Below are 14,409 nucleotides of genomic sequence, written 5' to 3'. Positions count from 1 at the left end.
CGTGCGGACGTCGTCCGCCGTCCAGTCGAGGCCCGCGGCCCGTACGTCGACCTCCGTGACGGCGAGACCCGGCACGGGGGCGGTCCAGGGCCGGGCGCCCGGAACCACGCCGCCCGTCTCTCGCCTCAGTGCCGGCCGCGCCGCCGCATCGCCTGCACGGCGATCAGCGCGCCCACCGCCGCGGCCGCCACCAGCACCGGGCGCGGATGCCGCTGCCCGGCCCGGAACGCGCTCCGGAAGCGCAGGGGCACCCGATGCTCCATGGCGTGCCCCGCGCGGGTCGCCTGGTCGTGCACCGTGTGCCCGGCCCGGGTCGCCGTGTCCTGTGCGCTGTGCCCGGCGTGGACGGCGCTGCTGCGCAGCTGCACCGTCATAGCGCCGGCCCGGTCCTTCAGGTCGGCGGCGCGGGCCCTGGCCCGGCCCTTCACGTCCGCCTTCTCGGCCAGCTCCTGGACGGTGCCGCCGAGTTGCTTCCTGGTCTGCTGTATCTGCCGGCGCAGCTCGTCGGGGCCCTTGGCCCCGGTCACGTCCGGTACTGACTTGTCCGTCATCGGTGTGCCCTTTCCCTGATCTCCGCGACATCGGCTTTGACGCTGTCGAGGGTCTCCTCGGGCGTGGGCGGTGCGGCGCGCCTGAGCTGGGCACGACCGGTCGCGCCCAGCACGCCCGCGACGGCGAACAGCACCGCCGTCACGATCAGCGCCGCCGCCCAGACGGACAGCGTCAGCGAGAGAGCGGCGACGGCCGTACCCGCCAGGGCGAGCACACCGGCGTAGGCGATGGCACCGGCCGCGCCCAGCAGTCCGCTCCCGCGCCCCGCGCGCCGGGCCTTCTCGGCCAGCTCCTCCTTGGCGAGGGCCATTTCCTGCCGTACGAGCAGGGAGAGCTGCTCGGTCGCCTGCCCGACGAGTTCACCCACCGAGTGCCGCTCGTCGTGTGCCGGCCCGGGGGCCGTGGTCCCGGTCACGGTGTCCGCCTCCTCTCGGCTCAGAACACCCGGGTACCCGGAACGGCCTTCGCTATCCCCGCCCTTCGCCACCCCGTCCGCGTTCGCCGAGCGCTGCCAGCTGCGCCTGGAACCAGTCGAGGCGCGCCTGCAACAGCGCGGCCTCCGCCGCCAGTTCGGGCACTCCGAGGTCAGCCCCGGAGCCGAGTTCGGGCCCACCGGCGTGAGCCCGTGCGGTGAGTTCGGGCCCACCGGGTCCCGCCGCCGCGGCGCCCGCCCCGGCGATCACCCGCACGCCCTCCCCCGCGAGCCGGGCGAACGAGGCGAGCGAGACCGACGTACGAGCGCGCATACAGCCCGCGCAGGAGGGGCCGAGCCCTCGCCAACCGGGCCGCCCCCACCCGGCGTCGGCGAGCGCCGCGGCGACCGCGCCGCAGCCGCACGGCCCCACCGTCACCGTGCGCACGCGCTGCCGGGCGTACCGGAAGCCCAACTCGAAGCGGAGATACCGCCCCAGCACCGAGACCTCCAGCAGCACGGCCGCCCGGTGCTCGGCCGTGCACAGCAGCGCCTCGGCGGCCGTACGGTCGTGCACGCAGTGGAAGCCGCAGTCGCACCGCCGGTGCGGCGAGCGGTGCCGGAAGCCGTACACACAGGACGCGTCGGCGAGCACCCCGTACGGCAGTGCCCCACCGAGCGACACCCCGGTGAAGCCGGCCCGGGAGCCGTCGTGCGCCAGGACCGCGTGGGCGATCTTGTATCCGGTCGGCGGCTCCGCAGGGCGTTCCTCCGGAAGCCGCAGCCTCATCGGGCGGCCGGGACCTCTTCGGGGGCCCGCGCTTCCTTGATCTCCTCGATCGTCTCGGGCAGTTCGAGCTCTTCCTCGTGGCTCCGGGTCCGTTCTTCCGCGACTCCGGCGGCGAGTGCCTTGCCGAGCTTCATGACGCCTCCAGGACCAGGGGTCGTTGACCGTCCGGCCCATAGTGACCCATGGCACCCCACTTTGGACACAGGGCCTCCTCAACTCACAGCATCACTTAGCAATACCTCGTAGGAAATTTAAGTGGAGCTTCAGAGTGGCCCTGTCGAGACTACGTTCATGACGACCACACGCTCCCCCTTCGGCCGAGCCCTCTGCGCCATGATCACGCCCCTCACCGAGGAGGGCGCGCTCGATCTCGACGGCGCGCAGCGGCTCGCGGACGGGCTGGTGTCCGAAGGCTGCGAGGGCCTGGTGCTCTCGGGCACCACGGGCGAGTCCCCGACCACCACGGACGAGGAGAAGACCCGCCTCGTCCAGGCGGTGAAGGAGGCGGTCGGCAGGCGCGCGTCGGTGCTCGCCGGAGTCGGCACCTTCGACACCCGGCACACCGTCGAACTGTCGCTGGCGGCCGAAAAGGCGGGCGCGGACGGCCTGCTGGTGGTGGCGCCGTACTACAGCAGGCCGCCGCAGGACGCGCTGGAGGCGCACTTCCGGGAGATCGCCGACGCCTCGGGCCTGCCGATCGCGGTCTACGACATCCCGGCCCGCACCGGCGTCCGCGTCGAGGCCGACACCCTGCTCCGGCTCGCCGAGCACCCGAGGATCGTGGCGGTGAAGGACTGCTCCTACGACTTCCTCGCCGCGCAAAAGGTCATCGCCGCGACGGAGTTGGCGTACTACGCGGGCTGCGACGAACACAACCTCGCGCTGTACGCGGTCGGCGGCGCGGGGTACATCAGCACGGTGTCCAACGCGGCCGCGGCCCCCTTGCGCGCGGTCCTCGACGCGTTCGACGTGGGCGACACGGCACGGGCGGCCCGGCTGCAGCAGCGGGCCACCCCGCTGATCGAGGCGATGATGTCGGCGGGCCTGCCCGGCACGGTCACCGCCAAGGCCCTGCTGAACGAACTCGGCCTGCCCGCGGGCCCGGTCCGCGCACCGCTGCGGCCCGCCGACCGCGAGGCGACCGACGGGCTGCTGAGGGCGTACCGAAGCCTGACGGAGAACTGATCAGCGCCGGGCGAAGACCGGCTCCCAGCTCCACTGGAAGGCGGGCCCCTGCACGCGCGGCCCGCTCAGCCAGCGCACCTTGTCGCTGCCGAGGGTGACCAGCGCGAGCCGGGGCTCGTAGGCCTCCCGGCCCGCGGCCCTCTCCCAGGCGATGAGCCGCTTGTCGTCCACCCAGGCGATCAGCTCGGCGCCACGCACCTTGGTGATCTCCTTGCCGGTACGGGGATCACGGATCGAGGAGTACGACTTGTCCGGCACCTCCTTGCTCAGACCCCAGGCGGCCAGCGTGCCGTCCGGGGAGAGTCGGGCGCCGACGTCGGAGCGCAGGTGCCGCTCGTCCGCGGGCGCGGCGACCTTCCGTCCCGTCAGGTCGTGGAACTGCTGCATCCCGTCGCGAGCGCCGACGATCGGGGCGTGGACCAGCCGTCCGTCGCGGCTGAACGAGAAGTCCAAGCGGGCGCCGATGCCCTGGTCACCCGGAGCACTGCCCCAGGTCCCCGGGTTCTCCCCGGCCGGGTCCAGGACGAGGAACCCGGTGCGGCTGGACGCCCCGGTACCCATGAACCAGGCCACCTCGCCGTTCTCGCCGACACCCCGGTGCTTCGCCAGATCGGGATTCTCGTCGTACGTCGTCGCGACGAGCTTCGTCCCGTCCGCCGAGTACGCGAGCGCGCCCACCCCGTGTCCGACCGGGATCCACCGCTCGACCTCCCCCGTCGCGAGGTCGAGCAGCCCGATCCGCCGGGTGGGCAGCGAACGCTCCAGTACGGCGGCGGTCCGCAGCCCTGGAGCGACGGCGACGTAGGACCACCGGTCGTCCTTCTCGTACCTGCCGCTGTCCGGATCGATCAGCCAGTACGTCCGCACGAGCAGTCCGTGACCGCCCTCGTCCCGCACCTCCAAGGTGTAGTAGGCGGCCATCGCCACACCTCCCGCCGCGATCAGCTCGCGCGGCGGCGACTGGTCCGGATGCGCGTGGGTCCCCCCGCCGTCGAGCAGGCCCGCGGGCCGGACGTCGTCCTTGCCCGAGTCGAGCTGTGGCACCCCCACCGCGAGCGCCACGACCGCGACGGTGGCCGCGGCCGCGGCGGCGATCCTACGACCGCGTCGGCGGCGGCGTACGGCCAGCACCCGGTCGGCGAGACCGGGCCCGGCCGGGCCCTGCGCCTCGGCGGTCTCCCGCAGCGCGTCACGCACGAGTTCCTCGACGTTCACGGACGTACCTCCACGGGGGTCAGCTCGTTAAGGCGCTCCGGAACCCCGAGGCCGGCCAACTCGGGCGCGAGGGCGCGCAGCCGGGCGAGGGAGCGATGGGTGGTGGACCGCACGGTCCCGACGGAGCAGCCGAGGATCCGGGCCACTTCGGCCTCGGGCAGGTCCTCGAAGTAGCGCAGCACGAGCACGGTGCGCTGGCGCGCGGTGAGCCGGGCGAGGGCGCCGCGGATGAGCAGCCGCAGCTCGGCGGCGGCGGAGTCGTCGGAGCGGACCCCGACATCGGGCGGCTCGGCGACGGTGACCTCCCTCCGTCGCCACTTCAGCCGCCAGCGGCTGACCTGCTGACGGTAGAGGATCTGCCGTACATAGGCCTCGGGTTCCTCGATCCGGTGCCACCGTCCGGCCGCCTTGAGCAGCGCGCTCTGCAGCAGGTCCTCACCGGCGTGCCGGTCCCCGCCACTGAGCAGCACGGCGGTCCTCAGCAGCGCGGACGACCGGTTCTCCACGAACGTGCGGAAACTGTCCTGCGCCTGGCCATCCATCGTCACCTTCCCCCGGGCGAGCCCACTGCCCGCCCCTTCCACCAGGGATGACGCGGGCCGCCGCGTCCCGCTATGCCTGGCGCCCGAGAAAAATCCCCGCTCGGCCGGTGACGCCTCCCGTACGGTGATCCCGTGAGCCGGCCCTTGCTGTTCCTGGACGTCGACGGCCCCCTGAACCCCTGGGCCGCCCAGCCCGAACGCCGCCCCGAGGGGTACACGACGATCAGAGTGGCCCTGCACCCCGGCAGGCCGCTTCGCGTCTGGCTGAACCCCTCGCACGGCGAGGCCCTGCTGTCCCTCGACTACGACCTGTGCTGGGCCACGACCTGGATGGACGCCGCGAACCGCTGGATCGCGCCGGTGGTGGGCCTCCCGGAACTCCCGTACGTCGACTTCGGCGCAGGCCTCTTCGCGGAACGCCCGGACGGCGTCCACTGGAAGACGCAGGCGATCGTGGAGTACGCGGCGGGCCGCCCGTTCGCGTGGGTGGACGACGAACAGAGCGAGGCGGACGCGGGGTACGTGGAGGCACATCACCCGGGCCCCGCGCTGCTGCACCACGTGAACCCGAGAATCGGTCTGCGGGAGCCGGATTTCAGGTCACTGGAGGAGTTCGCTGCAGGTCTTCCCGCTTGAGGGGCGCGGGGCTGTGTCGCCATGCGGCTCCGCCGCGTGTGCGCGACCAGCCCCACCGCCCCGCAGCTCCCCCACTGCCCAACGGCCGCTTCGGCGAGGCTAGTTGTGGCTGTGCAGAATCTCGTTCAGGCCGCCCCACACCGCATTGTTCGGCCGAGCCTCCACCGTGCCGGTCACCGAGTTCCGCCGGAACAGGATGTTCGACGCCCCGGACAACTCACGAGCCTTCACGATCTGCCCGTCCGGCATCGTGACGCGCGTACCCGCGGTGACGTACAGCCCCGCCTCCACCACGCACTCGTCGCCCAGCGCGATGCCCACACCGGCCTCCGCGCCGATCAGGCACCGCTCGCCGACCGAGATGATCACGTTGCCGCCACCGGACAGCGTGCCCATGGTCGACGCGCCGCCACCGATGTCCGACCCGTCGCCGATGACGACACCCGCGGAGATCCGGCCCTCGACCATCGACGTACCGAGCGTGCCGGCGTTGAAGTTGACGAAGCCCTCGTGCATGACCGTCGTGCCCTCGGCGAGGTGAGCGCCGAGGCGGACCCGGTCGGCGTCGGCGATGCGCACGCCCTTCGGCGCCACGTAGTCCGTCATGCGCGGGAACTTGTCGATCGAGGTCACCTGGAGGTGCAGGCCCTCAGCGCGGGCGTTGAGGCGGACCTTCTCGATGTCGTCGACGGCGACCGGGCCGAGCGAGGTCCAGGCGACGTTGGCGAGGAAGCCGAACATGCCCTCCAGGCTCTGGCCGTGCGGCTTGACCAGGCGGTGGGAGAGGAGGTGCAGGCGCAGGTAGACGTCGTGGGCGTCGATCGGCTTCGCGTCGAGGGCGGAGATGACTGTGCGAACCGCCACCACCTCTACGCCCCGGCGCGCGTCCGGGCCGATCGCCTTCGCGGCGCCCTCGCCGAGCAGTTCCACGGCACGCTCGGCGGACAGCCGCTCCGTGCCGGACGGGCCGGGCTCGGCGGACAGCTCGGGCGCGGGGAACCAGGTGTCGAGGACGGTGCCGTCGGCGGCGATCGTGGCGAGGCCAGCGGCAACGGCGCCGGTGGTGCGAGGTGCAGTCGTGTCGGTCATGAGGGCAACCTAACTTCTCCGGGCCCACCGGAGCGAACCGGTGCGCCCGGCATCTCACGTGCCGGGCGCACCGAACGCCAGGTCAGGGCCGCTCGCCCCGCTGGTCCACGACCGCCGTCCGCAGCAGGGCGAGGCTGATGACGGCGTCACCCTTCTTCCACTCCGCTTCGTCCTTGCCGCTCACCCAGCGGACGCCGCTGTAGAGGTGGGTGACCGGGTCGATGAGCGTCTCGTCCCGGTCCTGGCCCGGGCGGTCGCTCTTGAGGTAGAGGGCGATCGCGTCGCGACCGGCCGCGTCCTCGACGTTCGCGGCCCGAACCCCCGGGATCGTGGCCAGCGCCCGGTAGACCTTGGCGAGGTCCTCGGCTTCGTAGACGTACGCGCGGCTGAGGAGCACGGTGAGCGCCCGGTACTCGTGCTCGGTGCGGCTCTCGGAGTCGTCGGTGGCGTGGTAGAAGGCGCGCGCCTCCGCGCGGACCCGCGCCGGGTCGTCCGGCAGGCTCCGGAGGAACTCGGCCTGCTCCCTGGGCGAGTGGTCGTCGCCCGCCTTGCCGTCCTCCATGGCCGGGTCGGCGTACTTCGTCCAGTGTTCCTCGGTCCGCGGGCCGGGCCGTTCGTCGTCGGACAGGTTGGTCTCGACGGTCTTCGTGTAGATCCACTGACCGTCCTGGGCGCTGACCCCGCCACCCGCGGCCATCGCGTCCGCCGCGTCGTTGAGCAGGTCCTTCGCGCTGCCCAGTTCGATGGTGTAGCCCGGCCGACTGCCCGGCTGTGTCTCGCCGGAGCCACCCGCCACCTGGGTGCCGACCACTGCGGCCACGACGATCGCGGCGGTCGCGCCGACCGCGGCCAATCGCCAGTCGGCCCGCAGCCTGCGCACCCGGCCGCCGGGGCCGGCTTCGGCCAGCAGCTTCTCCCGCCCGGTGACCAGGTCGGCCCGGCGTGCCCGGGGCGCCTCGGCCCGCAGCTCGCGGACCGCCGTCATCTCGTCCATCGTCAGACCACCTCCGTGGCGTCGAGCGTGAATGCGGGATCGGCGCCGAGCGCCGTGCGGACCTTGCGGCGGGCCCGGTTGAGCCGCGAGCGGACGGTGCCGACGGGGATGCCGAGTGCCTCGGCGACCTCCTGATAGGTCAGGTCGGCCCAGGCGACGAGCAGCAGCACATGCCGGTCGCCGGCCGAGAGACCTGCCAGCGCTCCGGCGAGCGGGGCGTTCGCGGACTGGGCGGCGAGCCGCTCGTCGGCCCGTTCGGACCAGGACTCGGCCACCGGGTCGTGGCCGGTGCGGGCCAGCGCGCGCAGGGCCCGCACCTCGGTACGGCGCTGCTTGCCGACGAGGTTGCCCGCGATGCCGTAGAGCCAGGGGCGGGCGTTGGGCCGGTCGGTGTCGTAGCGGGAGCGGGTGCGGAACGCGATGAGGAAGGTCTCGGCGGTGATGTCGTCCGCCGCGCCGGTGCCGAGGCGGCGGGTGACGTAGTGGTGGATGTCGGGGGCGTATTTGTCGTAGAGCCGGGCGAAGAGTTCCGGCTCCTCCAGGGACTGGAGCACGACGTCGGCGTCCTCGCGTGGTGCTGGCGGTCCAGTCACGGGCCCTCCGGGGCAGGGGATCTGGCTGAGCATGTCACCCGCTGTTCCCCGAAGGGGCGTCGAGGGTTCACGCCTGTGCCGGCCGGCCCCGACGGGCGGCTCGGACAGGCCGCTCAGGCGCCGATGATCCGGCCCAGCATCTCGCGCGCGTACCTCTCCTCGTACGGTGCCCCGGTGAGCAGTACCTGGAGGCAGATCCCGTCCATCAGGGCCACCAGCGCCCGGGCCGTGACCCGGTCGGTGCGGCGGCCGAGCAGTTCCGCCAGATCCTCCGCCCACTCGGCGGCGACCGGACGCAGGGCGGGGCGGCGGAGTGCGGCCAGGTACAGCTCGTACTCCAGCTCCACCCCGGTGCGGTCGCCCGCGAGCCACTCGCCCATCCAGCCGGCCAGTTCGTCCGCGAGGTCGGCCGTCGGGTCGGACAGGGCCCCGCGCGCCGCGATGACCTTGGCGAAGCCCTCGTTCGCCTGGCGCAGGGCGGCGACCATCAGCTCGTCGAGGGTCGCGAAGTGGTACGTCGTCGAGCCGAGCGGGACATCCGCCTCGGCCGCCACCGAGCGGTGGGTCAGCCCGGCGAGCCCCTTCGCGCCCACGACCCGGATCGCCGCGTCGATGATCCGCTGCCGTCGCTCCGGGTCGTAGCGCCGGGCCATCAGTGCGCCCCTCCCAGGTTCAGGACCACGACCCCCGCGACTATCAGCAGGATCCCCGTGACCTTGGTCAGCGTCAGTGCCTCGCCGAAGGCCACGAGGCCGATGACGGCGATGCTCGCGGTGCCGACGCCGGCCCAGATCGCGTAGGCGGCGCCGATGCCGACCGTCTTCAGGGTCTGGGCGAGCAGCGCGAAGGAGATGACGTAACCGAGTGCCGTCAGCAGCGAAGGCCAGAGCCGGCTGAAGCCCGCGCTGTACTTCATGGCGGTGGTCGCGGCCACCTCGGCGGCGATGGCACCGGCGAGCGTCAGGTATCCCATGCGTACAAGCGTACACAGCGATGCGTACGGCCGTACACAACGCTGCGGCCCTCCTCCTCCGCCGCACGGATCGCACGTCGCGGAAAGCGCTCGCTTCGAGTTGGTTAAACGCCCGTTCGAGCAGTCACCCGCTCCACTACTGTTTCACCGTTCACATACCGGGCCATCGCATACCGCGGCCGTGACCCCACGACGCCGCCGAAGGAAAGCGCATGCCACACGACAAGTCCCGGCCCCCTCAGGAGCGTTCCTGGGAGAGCGGCTGGGCACCGGACACCTCCCGGACCCCGGGCACGCGCCGCCTCTGGCTGGCCGGAGCCCTGGCGCTGGTCACCGTCGCCGCGTGCGTGACGGCGATAGCCGTGACCCGCACGACGCCTGACGATCCGTCACGCTCGGCGGCGGAATCGACGGGCGCCTACCCGCCGGGCCTGATCTCTTTCGCCGGCCCCTCCGCCGGCCCTACGACACCCGGTCCCCTGCCGAGCAGGGCCGCAGAACGCCCCGCCACGCACCCGCCGAAGACCGGGACCCCCGGCCCGGCGCCGACCACCACCCACAAGGAGTCCCCGCCCGCGTCACCGAGCCCGAAACCGACCGCCACCAGCCCCTGGCGTACCCTTCGCTCGGTCAACTACCCGGACCGGCACTGGCAGATCACCGACGGCCTGGTCGTCCTCGGCGCCCCCGCCTCGCCCGTCAGGCTGCTCAAGGGCCTGGCCAGGCCCTCCTGTTACTCCTTCGCCACCGCTGACGGCCGCTACCTGCGCCACCGCGACTTCGTCCTGCGCGCCGAACCGAACGACGGCTCCGCCCTGTTCTCCCAGGACGCCACCTTCTGCCCCCGCGCCACCACCCACCCCGGCGCGATCATGCTGGAGTCGGTCAACCATCCCGGCCGCTACCTGCGCCACCAGGACTTCCGCTTGCGTCTGGACCCGTTCCAGTCGAGCGAGCTCTACCGGGCGGACTCGGCGTTTCAGGTCGTGAGCTGAAAACGCCGGAAGCGGCGACGCCCTCGGGGCATCGCCGCTTCCACAGTCCGCGGGTACGTCTCAGACGTTGAAGCCAAGCGCCCGAAGCTGCTCGCGGCCGTCGTCCGTGATCTTGTCCGGGCCCCACGGCGGCATCCAGACCCAGTTGATGCGCAGCTCGCTGACGAGGCCGTCCGTGGCGGACTTGGCCTGGTCCTCGATGACATCGGTCAGCGGACAGGCCGCCGAGGTCAGGGTCATGTCGATGGTCGCGATGTTCGCGTCGTCGATGTGGATGCCGTAGATCAGGCCGAGGTTGACGACGTCGATGCCCAGCTCGGGGTCGACGACGTCGTACAGCGCCTCGCGGATCTCCTCTTCCGAGGCGGGCTTCATCTCAACGGTCTCGCTCATGCGGTCTTCCTTTCGGCGTCGGCTCCGCCCAGGGCCTGGGCCGTCGCGTCCTTCCACGCCATCCAGCTCAGGAGAGCGCACTTCACCCGCGCCGGGTACTTGGAGACACCCGCGAACGCGACCGCGTCCTCCAGGACGTCCTCCATCGCGTCGTCGGGCTCGATCTTGCCCTTGGACTGCATCAGCTCCAGGAAGGTCGCCTGGATCTTCTGCGCGTCGGCCAGCTCCTTGCCGACCAGCAGCTCGTTCAGCACGGAGGCCGAGGCCTGACTGATCGAGCAGCCCTGGCCCTCGTAGCTGACGTCCTTGATCGTCGTGCCGTCGTACTTCACCCGGAGGGTGATCTCGTCACCGCACGTCGGGTTGACGTGGTGCACCTCGGCGTCGCCGTCCCGCAAGCCCCGCCCGTGCGGGTTCTTGTAGTGGTCCAGGATGACTTCCTGGTACATCGAGTCAAGCTTCACGGTTCCAGCACGCCTCTCAGCCGAAGAAGTTCCGGACGTGCTCCAGGCCGTCCACCAGTGCGTCGATCTCGGCCGGCGTGGAGTACAGATAGAACGACGCTCGCGTGGTCGCAGGAATTCCGTACCGCAGGCAGACCGGACGGGCGCAGTGGTGGCCCACGCGGACCGCGATGCCCTGCTCGTCCAGCACCTGGCCGACGTCGTGCGGGTGGATGTCACCGAGCGTGAAGGAGATCGCCGCGCCCCGGTCCTCGGCCGTGGTGGGGCCGATGATCCGCAGGTCCGGGACCTCCTGGAAGCGCCGCACGGCGTACTCGGTGAGCGCGTGCTCATGGGCGAGGATCTTGTCCATGCCGATCGAGTTCAGGTAGTCGATCGCCGCGCCCAGACCGACCGCCTGCGCGATCGGCGGGGTGCCCGCCTCGAACTTGTGCGGGGCGGGGGCGTACGTCGACGAGTGCATCGACACCGTCTCGATCATCTCGCCGCCGCCGAGGAACGGAGGCAGGTCCTCCAGCAGCTCCTGGCGGCCCCAGAGGACGCCGATGCCGGTCGGGCCGCACATCTTGTGGCCGGTGAAGGCCACGAAGTCGGCCTGCAGGGCCTGCACGTCCAGCGGCATGTGGGGGGCGGCCTGGGAGGCGTCGATGCAGACGAGCGCACCGACCTCCTGGGCCCGGCGGATGATCGTCTCGACCGGGTTGACCGTGCCGAGGATGTTCGACACCAGCACGAACGAGACGATCTTCGTCTTCTCGGTGATGATCTCGTCGATGTTCGACAGGTCGAGACGGCCGTCGTCAGTGAGACCGAACCACTTCAGCTTCGCGCCCGTGCGCTGCGCGAGCAGCTGCCACGGCACGATGTTGGAGTGGTGCTCCATCTCGGTGATGACTATCTCGGTCTCGTGGTCCACGCGGTAGGGCTCATCGGCCCAGCCCAGCATGTTGGCCACGAGGTTGAGGGACTCCGAGGCGTTCTTGGTGAAGATCACCTCGTCGCGGCTGGGCGCGTTGATGAACTCGGCGACCTTGTCCCGCGCGCCCTCGTACAGCGCCGTGGCCTCCTCGGCGAGCACATGCACACCGCGGTGGACGTTGGCGTTGTGCTGCTCGTAGTACTCGGAGAGCACGTCGAGCACCTGGCGCGGCGTCTGCGAGGTCGCCGCGTTGTCCAGGTACACGAGCTTCTTGCCGTCGTGGAGCACCCGCTCCAGGATCGGGAAGTCCTTGCGGAGCGCCTCTGCGTCGAGGAGGCCCGGCAGCTGTGTCACTCGGATGCGCCACCCTTCGTGTAAGCCTCGTAACCCTCGTTCTCCAGCTTGTCGGCGAGCTCGGCGCCGCCGGACTCGACGATGCGGCCGCCGGAGAAGACGTGGACGTAGTCCGGCTTGATGTAGCGCAGGATGCGCGTGTAGTGGGTGATCAGCAGGGTGCCGACCTCACCGGTCTCGCGGACGCGGTTGACACCCTCGGAGACGATGCGCAGGGCGTCGACGTCGAGACCGGAGTCGGTCTCGTCGAGGATCGCGACCTTCGGCTTGAGCAGCTCCAGCTGAAGGATCTCGTGGCGCTTCTTCTCACCGCCGGAGAAGCCCTCGTTGACGTTGCGCTCGGCGAAGGAGGGGTCCATGTTGAGGCGCTCCATGGCCTCCTTGACCTCCTTCACCCAGGTGCGCAGCTTGGGGGCCTCGCCGCGGACCGCGGTGGCGGAGGTACGGAGGAAGTTCGACACGGAGACACCGGGAACCTCGACCGGGTACTGCATCGCCAGGAACAGGCCGGCGCGGGCGCGCTCGTCGACGGACATCTCCAGGACGTCCTCGCCGTCGAGGGTGACGGTGCCGCCCGTGATCGTGTACTTCGGGTGACCGGCGAGGGAGTAGGCGAGGGTCGACTTGCCGGAGCCGTTGGGGCCCATGATGGCGTGCGTCTCGCCCTGCTTCACGGTGAGGTCGACGCCCTTGAGGATCTCCTTCTCGGCGTTGTCGGCCTCGACGGTGACGCGCAGGTCTCGGATTTCAAGCGTAGCCATGGGTGCCTCAGGACTCCTGGTTGAGGGAGACGAGCACGTCGTCCCCTTCGATCTTTACGGGGTATACGGGGACGGGGCGCGTCGCGGGAAGGCCGGACGGCTTGCCGGTGCGGAGGTCGAACGCGGAGCCGTGCAGCCAGCACTCGATCTGGCAGTCCTCCACCTCGCCCTCGGAGAGCGAGACGTTCGCGTGGGAGCAGATGTCGTGGATGGCGAACACCTCCCCCTCGGTACGGACGACCGAGACCGGCGTGCCGTCGAGTTCCACCCGCTTCGGGGTGTCCTCCTCCAGCTCGCTCAGCCCACAGGCGCGTACGAAGGTGGTCATGCGACCGAAGCCTCCAGCTCCTCCTCGATCTTCGCGATGAGCCGCTCCTCGATGTCGTCGACACCGATCTGCTGGACCAGCTCGGCGAAGAAGCCGCGGACGACGAGGCGGCGCGCCTCGTGCTCCGGGATGCCGCGGGCCATCAGGTAGAAGAGCTGCTCGTCGTCGAAGCGGCCGGTCGCGGAGGCGTGGCCGGCGCCGACGATCTCGCCGGTCTCGATCTCCAGGTTCGGCACCGAGTCGACGCGGGCGCCGTCGGTGAGGACCAGGTTGCGGTTCATCTCGTACGTGTCCGTGCCCTCGGCCTTGGCCTCGATGAGCACGTCGCCGATCCACACCGCGTGCGCCTGCTCACCCTGGAGGGCGCCCTTGTAGACGACGTTCGACTTGCAGTGCGGGGTGTTGTGGTCGACCAGGAGGCGGTGCTCCTGGTGCTGACCGGCGTCGGTGAAGTACAGACCGAGCAGCTCGGCCTCGCCGCCGGTGCCCGCGTAGTTCACGCGCGGGTGCAGCCGCACCACGTCGCCACCGAAGGTGACGACCACGGACTTGAAGCTCGCGTCCCGGCCGACCAGGGCGTTGTGCTGGGCCACGTGCACGGCCTTCTCGTCCCAGTCCTGGACGGAGACGACGGTCAGCTTGGCGCCGTCGCCCAGCAGGTAGTCGACGTTGGCGGCGAGCACCGCGTCACCGGTGTGGTCGATGACCACGACGGCCTCGGCGAAGGCGCCGAGCTCGATGACCTGGTGGCCGAAGGCGGTACCGCCCTCGCCGTGCACCGCGATGCGGATCGGCTCGGTGAGCACGGTCTCCTTCGGCACGGTCACGACCGAGGCCTTCTCGAAGGCGGAGTACGCCTGGGCCGCGATGCGGTCCACCGGGGTGCCCGCCTTGCCGAGCCGCGCGTCCTCGCGGCCGACGGTCTCGACGACGACACCCGCGGGCGCCTCGACGGTGACCTTCACGCCGTCGCCGGTGGCGGCGGCGGTGCCGTCGTGCAGGCCGCGCAGGCGCTCCAGCGGGGTGAACCGCCACTCCTCCTCACGGCCGTGCGGGACCGGGAAGTCCGCCACGTCGAAGGAGGGGGGCGCGCTCATGCGCGTGGCGACGGTGGACTCGGCGGCCACCGCGATCTGGCCCGCGGTGGTGGAGCCCACAGGGGTGTTCTGAGCCTCAGCCATGGCTGTCGGTCTGCTCTCTTCCTACGTCAGGTT

The 14,409-nt window shown here is 71.3% G+C and carries 20 protein-coding genes; 3 read left to right on the top strand and 17 right to left on the bottom strand.

Translation table 11 applies throughout. From position 1 onward, the window contains the following. Positions 1 to 125: 125 nt before the first annotated feature. From ACWDRW_RS19975 to ACWDRW_RS19960, 4 genes are read right to left on the bottom strand one after another with little or no spacing between them, the layout of a single operon-like run. Positions 126 to 551, bottom strand: a complete 426-nt coding sequence (locus tag ACWDRW_RS19975; RefSeq protein WP_451724891.1) for a DUF3618 domain-containing protein — start codon at positions 549 to 551, stop codon at positions 126 to 128. Next, the gene (locus ACWDRW_RS19970) at positions 548 to 967 is read right to left on the bottom strand and encodes a phage holin family protein (protein ID WP_451724890.1); all 420 of its coding nucleotides are present in this window, start codon (positions 965 to 967) and stop codon (positions 548 to 550) included. The genes ACWDRW_RS19975 and ACWDRW_RS19970 overlap by 4 nt, the downstream gene beginning before the upstream one ends. A 52-nt stretch (positions 968 to 1,019) precedes the next feature. Then, positions 1,020 to 1,754, bottom strand: a complete 735-nt coding sequence (locus ACWDRW_RS19965; protein ID WP_451724889.1) for a hypothetical protein — start codon at positions 1,752 to 1,754, stop codon at positions 1,020 to 1,022. Next, the gene (locus tag ACWDRW_RS19960) at positions 1,751 to 1,888 is read right to left on the bottom strand and encodes a hypothetical protein (protein WP_451724887.1); all 138 of its coding nucleotides are present in this window, start codon (positions 1,886 to 1,888) and stop codon (positions 1,751 to 1,753) included. The genes ACWDRW_RS19965 and ACWDRW_RS19960 overlap by 4 nt, the downstream gene beginning before the upstream one ends. 157 nt (positions 1,889 to 2,045) lie before the next feature. Here ACWDRW_RS19960 and dapA point away from each other — a divergent pair, with 157 nt between their 5' ends. Beyond that, positions 2,046 to 2,939: a 4-hydroxy-tetrahydrodipicolinate synthase gene (dapA, locus tag ACWDRW_RS19955; RefSeq protein ID WP_451724884.1), complete on the top strand. Its 894-nt coding sequence runs from the start codon at positions 2,046 to 2,048 to the stop codon at positions 2,937 to 2,939. On the opposite strand, the gene ACWDRW_RS19950 is transcribed toward dapA, so the two are convergent. Together ACWDRW_RS19950 and ACWDRW_RS19945 are read right to left on the bottom strand one after the other, a co-directional pair. Next, positions 2,940 to 4,154, bottom strand: a complete 1,215-nt coding sequence (locus ACWDRW_RS19950; protein ID WP_451724883.1) for a WD40 repeat domain-containing protein — start codon at positions 4,152 to 4,154, stop codon at positions 2,940 to 2,942. Continuing rightward, positions 4,151 to 4,696: a SigE family RNA polymerase sigma factor gene (locus ACWDRW_RS19945; RefSeq protein ID WP_451724881.1), complete on the bottom strand. Its 546-nt coding sequence runs from the start codon at positions 4,694 to 4,696 to the stop codon at positions 4,151 to 4,153. Before ACWDRW_RS19945 ends, ACWDRW_RS19950 begins: the two co-directional genes overlap by 4 nt. Positions 4,697 to 4,828: 132 nt before the next feature. On the opposite strand from ACWDRW_RS19945, the gene ACWDRW_RS19940 reads away from it, so the two are divergent. Further along, on the top strand, positions 4,829 to 5,332 hold the full coding sequence (locus ACWDRW_RS19940) for a hypothetical protein (RefSeq protein WP_451724879.1): 504 nt from the start codon (positions 4,829 to 4,831) through the stop codon (positions 5,330 to 5,332). Between the two features lie 99 nt (positions 5,333 to 5,431). Here the strand turns inward: ACWDRW_RS19940 and dapD are convergent, their stop codons facing one another. The 5 genes from dapD to ACWDRW_RS19915 form a co-directional block, all read right to left on the bottom strand. Beyond that, positions 5,432 to 6,421, bottom strand: a complete 990-nt coding sequence (dapD, locus tag ACWDRW_RS19935; protein WP_451724877.1) for a 2,3,4,5-tetrahydropyridine-2,6-dicarboxylate N-succinyltransferase — start codon at positions 6,419 to 6,421, stop codon at positions 5,432 to 5,434. Between the two features lie 82 nt (positions 6,422 to 6,503). Next, positions 6,504 to 7,415: a CU044_5270 family protein gene (locus tag ACWDRW_RS19930; protein WP_451724876.1), complete on the bottom strand. Its 912-nt coding sequence runs from the start codon at positions 7,413 to 7,415 to the stop codon at positions 6,504 to 6,506. A 2-nt stretch (positions 7,416 to 7,417) separates the two neighbouring features. Beyond that, positions 7,418 to 8,008 (bottom strand): RNA polymerase sigma factor, encoded by a 591-nt coding sequence (locus tag ACWDRW_RS19925; RefSeq protein WP_451724874.1) that lies wholly within the window; start codon positions 8,006 to 8,008, stop codon positions 7,418 to 7,420. Positions 8,009 to 8,121: 113 nt separating this feature from the next. After that, positions 8,122 to 8,661 (bottom strand): TetR/AcrR family transcriptional regulator, encoded by a 540-nt coding sequence (locus ACWDRW_RS19920; RefSeq protein ID WP_451724872.1) that lies wholly within the window; start codon positions 8,659 to 8,661, stop codon positions 8,122 to 8,124. Further along, a complete protein-coding gene (locus tag ACWDRW_RS19915) occupies positions 8,661 to 8,981 on the bottom strand; it encodes a DMT family transporter (protein WP_451724871.1) in 321 nt (106 codons plus the stop codon). Before ACWDRW_RS19915 ends, ACWDRW_RS19920 begins: the two co-directional genes overlap by 1 nt. A 212-nt stretch (positions 8,982 to 9,193) precedes the next feature. Here ACWDRW_RS19915 and ACWDRW_RS19910 point away from each other — a divergent pair, with 212 nt between their 5' ends. Then, the gene (locus tag ACWDRW_RS19910; protein ID WP_451724868.1) at positions 9,194 to 9,976 is read left to right on the top strand and encodes an AbfB domain-containing protein; all 783 of its coding nucleotides are present in this window, start codon (positions 9,194 to 9,196) and stop codon (positions 9,974 to 9,976) included. A 60-nt stretch (positions 9,977 to 10,036) separates the two neighbouring features. Here ACWDRW_RS19910 and ACWDRW_RS19905 read toward each other — a convergent pair whose 3' ends face one another. From ACWDRW_RS19905 to sufD, 6 genes are read right to left on the bottom strand one after another with little or no spacing between them, the layout of a single operon-like run. Continuing rightward, positions 10,037 to 10,369 carry a metal-sulfur cluster assembly factor gene (locus ACWDRW_RS19905; RefSeq protein ID WP_412487170.1) on the bottom strand — a complete coding sequence of 111 codons (333 nt, stop codon included), beginning with the start codon at positions 10,367 to 10,369 and terminating at the stop codon, positions 10,037 to 10,039. Further along, entirely contained in the window at positions 10,366 to 10,833 is a 468-nt protein-coding gene (gene sufU / locus ACWDRW_RS19900) for a Fe-S cluster assembly sulfur transfer protein SufU (RefSeq protein ID WP_451724866.1), read from the bottom strand. The genes ACWDRW_RS19905 and sufU overlap by 4 nt, the downstream gene beginning before the upstream one ends. Before the next feature lie 16 nt (positions 10,834 to 10,849). After that, a complete protein-coding gene (locus tag ACWDRW_RS19895) occupies positions 10,850 to 12,106 on the bottom strand; it encodes a cysteine desulfurase (protein WP_451724864.1) in 1,257 nt (418 codons plus the stop codon). Then, a complete protein-coding gene (sufC, locus tag ACWDRW_RS19890; RefSeq protein WP_451724862.1) occupies positions 12,103 to 12,867 on the bottom strand; it encodes a Fe-S cluster assembly ATPase SufC in 765 nt (254 codons plus the stop codon). Before sufC ends, ACWDRW_RS19895 begins: the two co-directional genes overlap by 4 nt. Before the next feature lie 7 nt (positions 12,868 to 12,874). After that, positions 12,875 to 13,195, bottom strand: coding sequence for a non-heme iron oxygenase ferredoxin subunit (locus ACWDRW_RS19885; RefSeq protein ID WP_359693280.1), 321 nt, complete (start codon positions 13,193 to 13,195; stop codon positions 12,875 to 12,877). Next, positions 13,192 to 14,376, bottom strand: a complete 1,185-nt coding sequence (gene sufD, locus ACWDRW_RS19880) for a Fe-S cluster assembly protein SufD (RefSeq protein ID WP_451724860.1) — start codon at positions 14,374 to 14,376, stop codon at positions 13,192 to 13,194. The genes ACWDRW_RS19885 and sufD overlap by 4 nt, the downstream gene beginning before the upstream one ends. Positions 14,377 to 14,409: the final 33 nt, after the last annotated feature.

The organism is Streptomyces sp. NPDC003635, from assembly GCF_053587635.1.
This window is presented reverse-complemented; position numbering and strand designations above follow the sequence as displayed.

What these genes read in the sequence shown, in the direction of transcription:
- ACWDRW_RS19975 (WP_451724891.1), bottom strand. Translation starts at nt 551, where the DNA reads ATGACGGACAAGTCAGTACCGGACGTGACCGGGGCCAAGGGCCCCGAC.
- ACWDRW_RS19965 (WP_451724889.1), bottom strand. Translation starts at nt 1,754, where the DNA reads ATGAGGCTGCGGCTTCCGGAGGAACGCCCTGCGGAGCCGCCGACCGGA.
- ACWDRW_RS19960 (WP_451724887.1), bottom strand. Translation starts at nt 1,888, where the DNA reads ATGAAGCTCGGCAAGGCACTCGCCGCCGGAGTCGCGGAAGAACGGACC.
- dapA (WP_451724884.1), top strand. Translation starts at nt 2,046, where the DNA reads ATGACGACCACACGCTCCCCCTTCGGCCGAGCCCTCTGCGCCATGATC.
- ACWDRW_RS19945 (WP_451724881.1), bottom strand. Translation starts at nt 4,696, where the DNA reads ATGGATGGCCAGGCGCAGGACAGTTTCCGCACGTTCGTGGAGAACCGG.
- dapD (WP_451724877.1), bottom strand. Translation starts at nt 6,421, where the DNA reads ATGACCGACACGACTGCACCTCGCACCACCGGCGCCGTTGCCGCTGGC.
- ACWDRW_RS19930 (WP_451724876.1), bottom strand. Translation starts at nt 7,415, where the DNA reads ATGGACGAGATGACGGCGGTCCGCGAGCTGCGGGCCGAGGCGCCCCGG.
- ACWDRW_RS19920 (WP_451724872.1), bottom strand. Translation starts at nt 8,661, where the DNA reads ATGGCCCGGCGCTACGACCCGGAGCGACGGCAGCGGATCATCGACGCG.
- ACWDRW_RS19915 (WP_451724871.1), bottom strand. Translation starts at nt 8,981, where the DNA reads ATGGGATACCTGACGCTCGCCGGTGCCATCGCCGCCGAGGTGGCCGCG.
- ACWDRW_RS19910 (WP_451724868.1), top strand. Translation starts at nt 9,194, where the DNA reads ATGCCACACGACAAGTCCCGGCCCCCTCAGGAGCGTTCCTGGGAGAGC.
- ACWDRW_RS19905 (WP_412487170.1), bottom strand. Translation starts at nt 10,369, where the DNA reads ATGAGCGAGACCGTTGAGATGAAGCCCGCCTCGGAAGAGGAGATCCGC.
- sufC (WP_451724862.1), bottom strand. Translation starts at nt 12,867, where the DNA reads ATGGCTACGCTTGAAATCCGAGACCTGCGCGTCACCGTCGAGGCCGAC.
- ACWDRW_RS19885 (WP_359693280.1), bottom strand. Translation starts at nt 13,195, where the DNA reads ATGACCACCTTCGTACGCGCCTGTGGGCTGAGCGAGCTGGAGGAGGAC.
- sufD (WP_451724860.1), bottom strand. Translation starts at nt 14,376, where the DNA reads ATGGCTGAGGCTCAGAACACCCCTGTGGGCTCCACCACCGCGGGCCAG.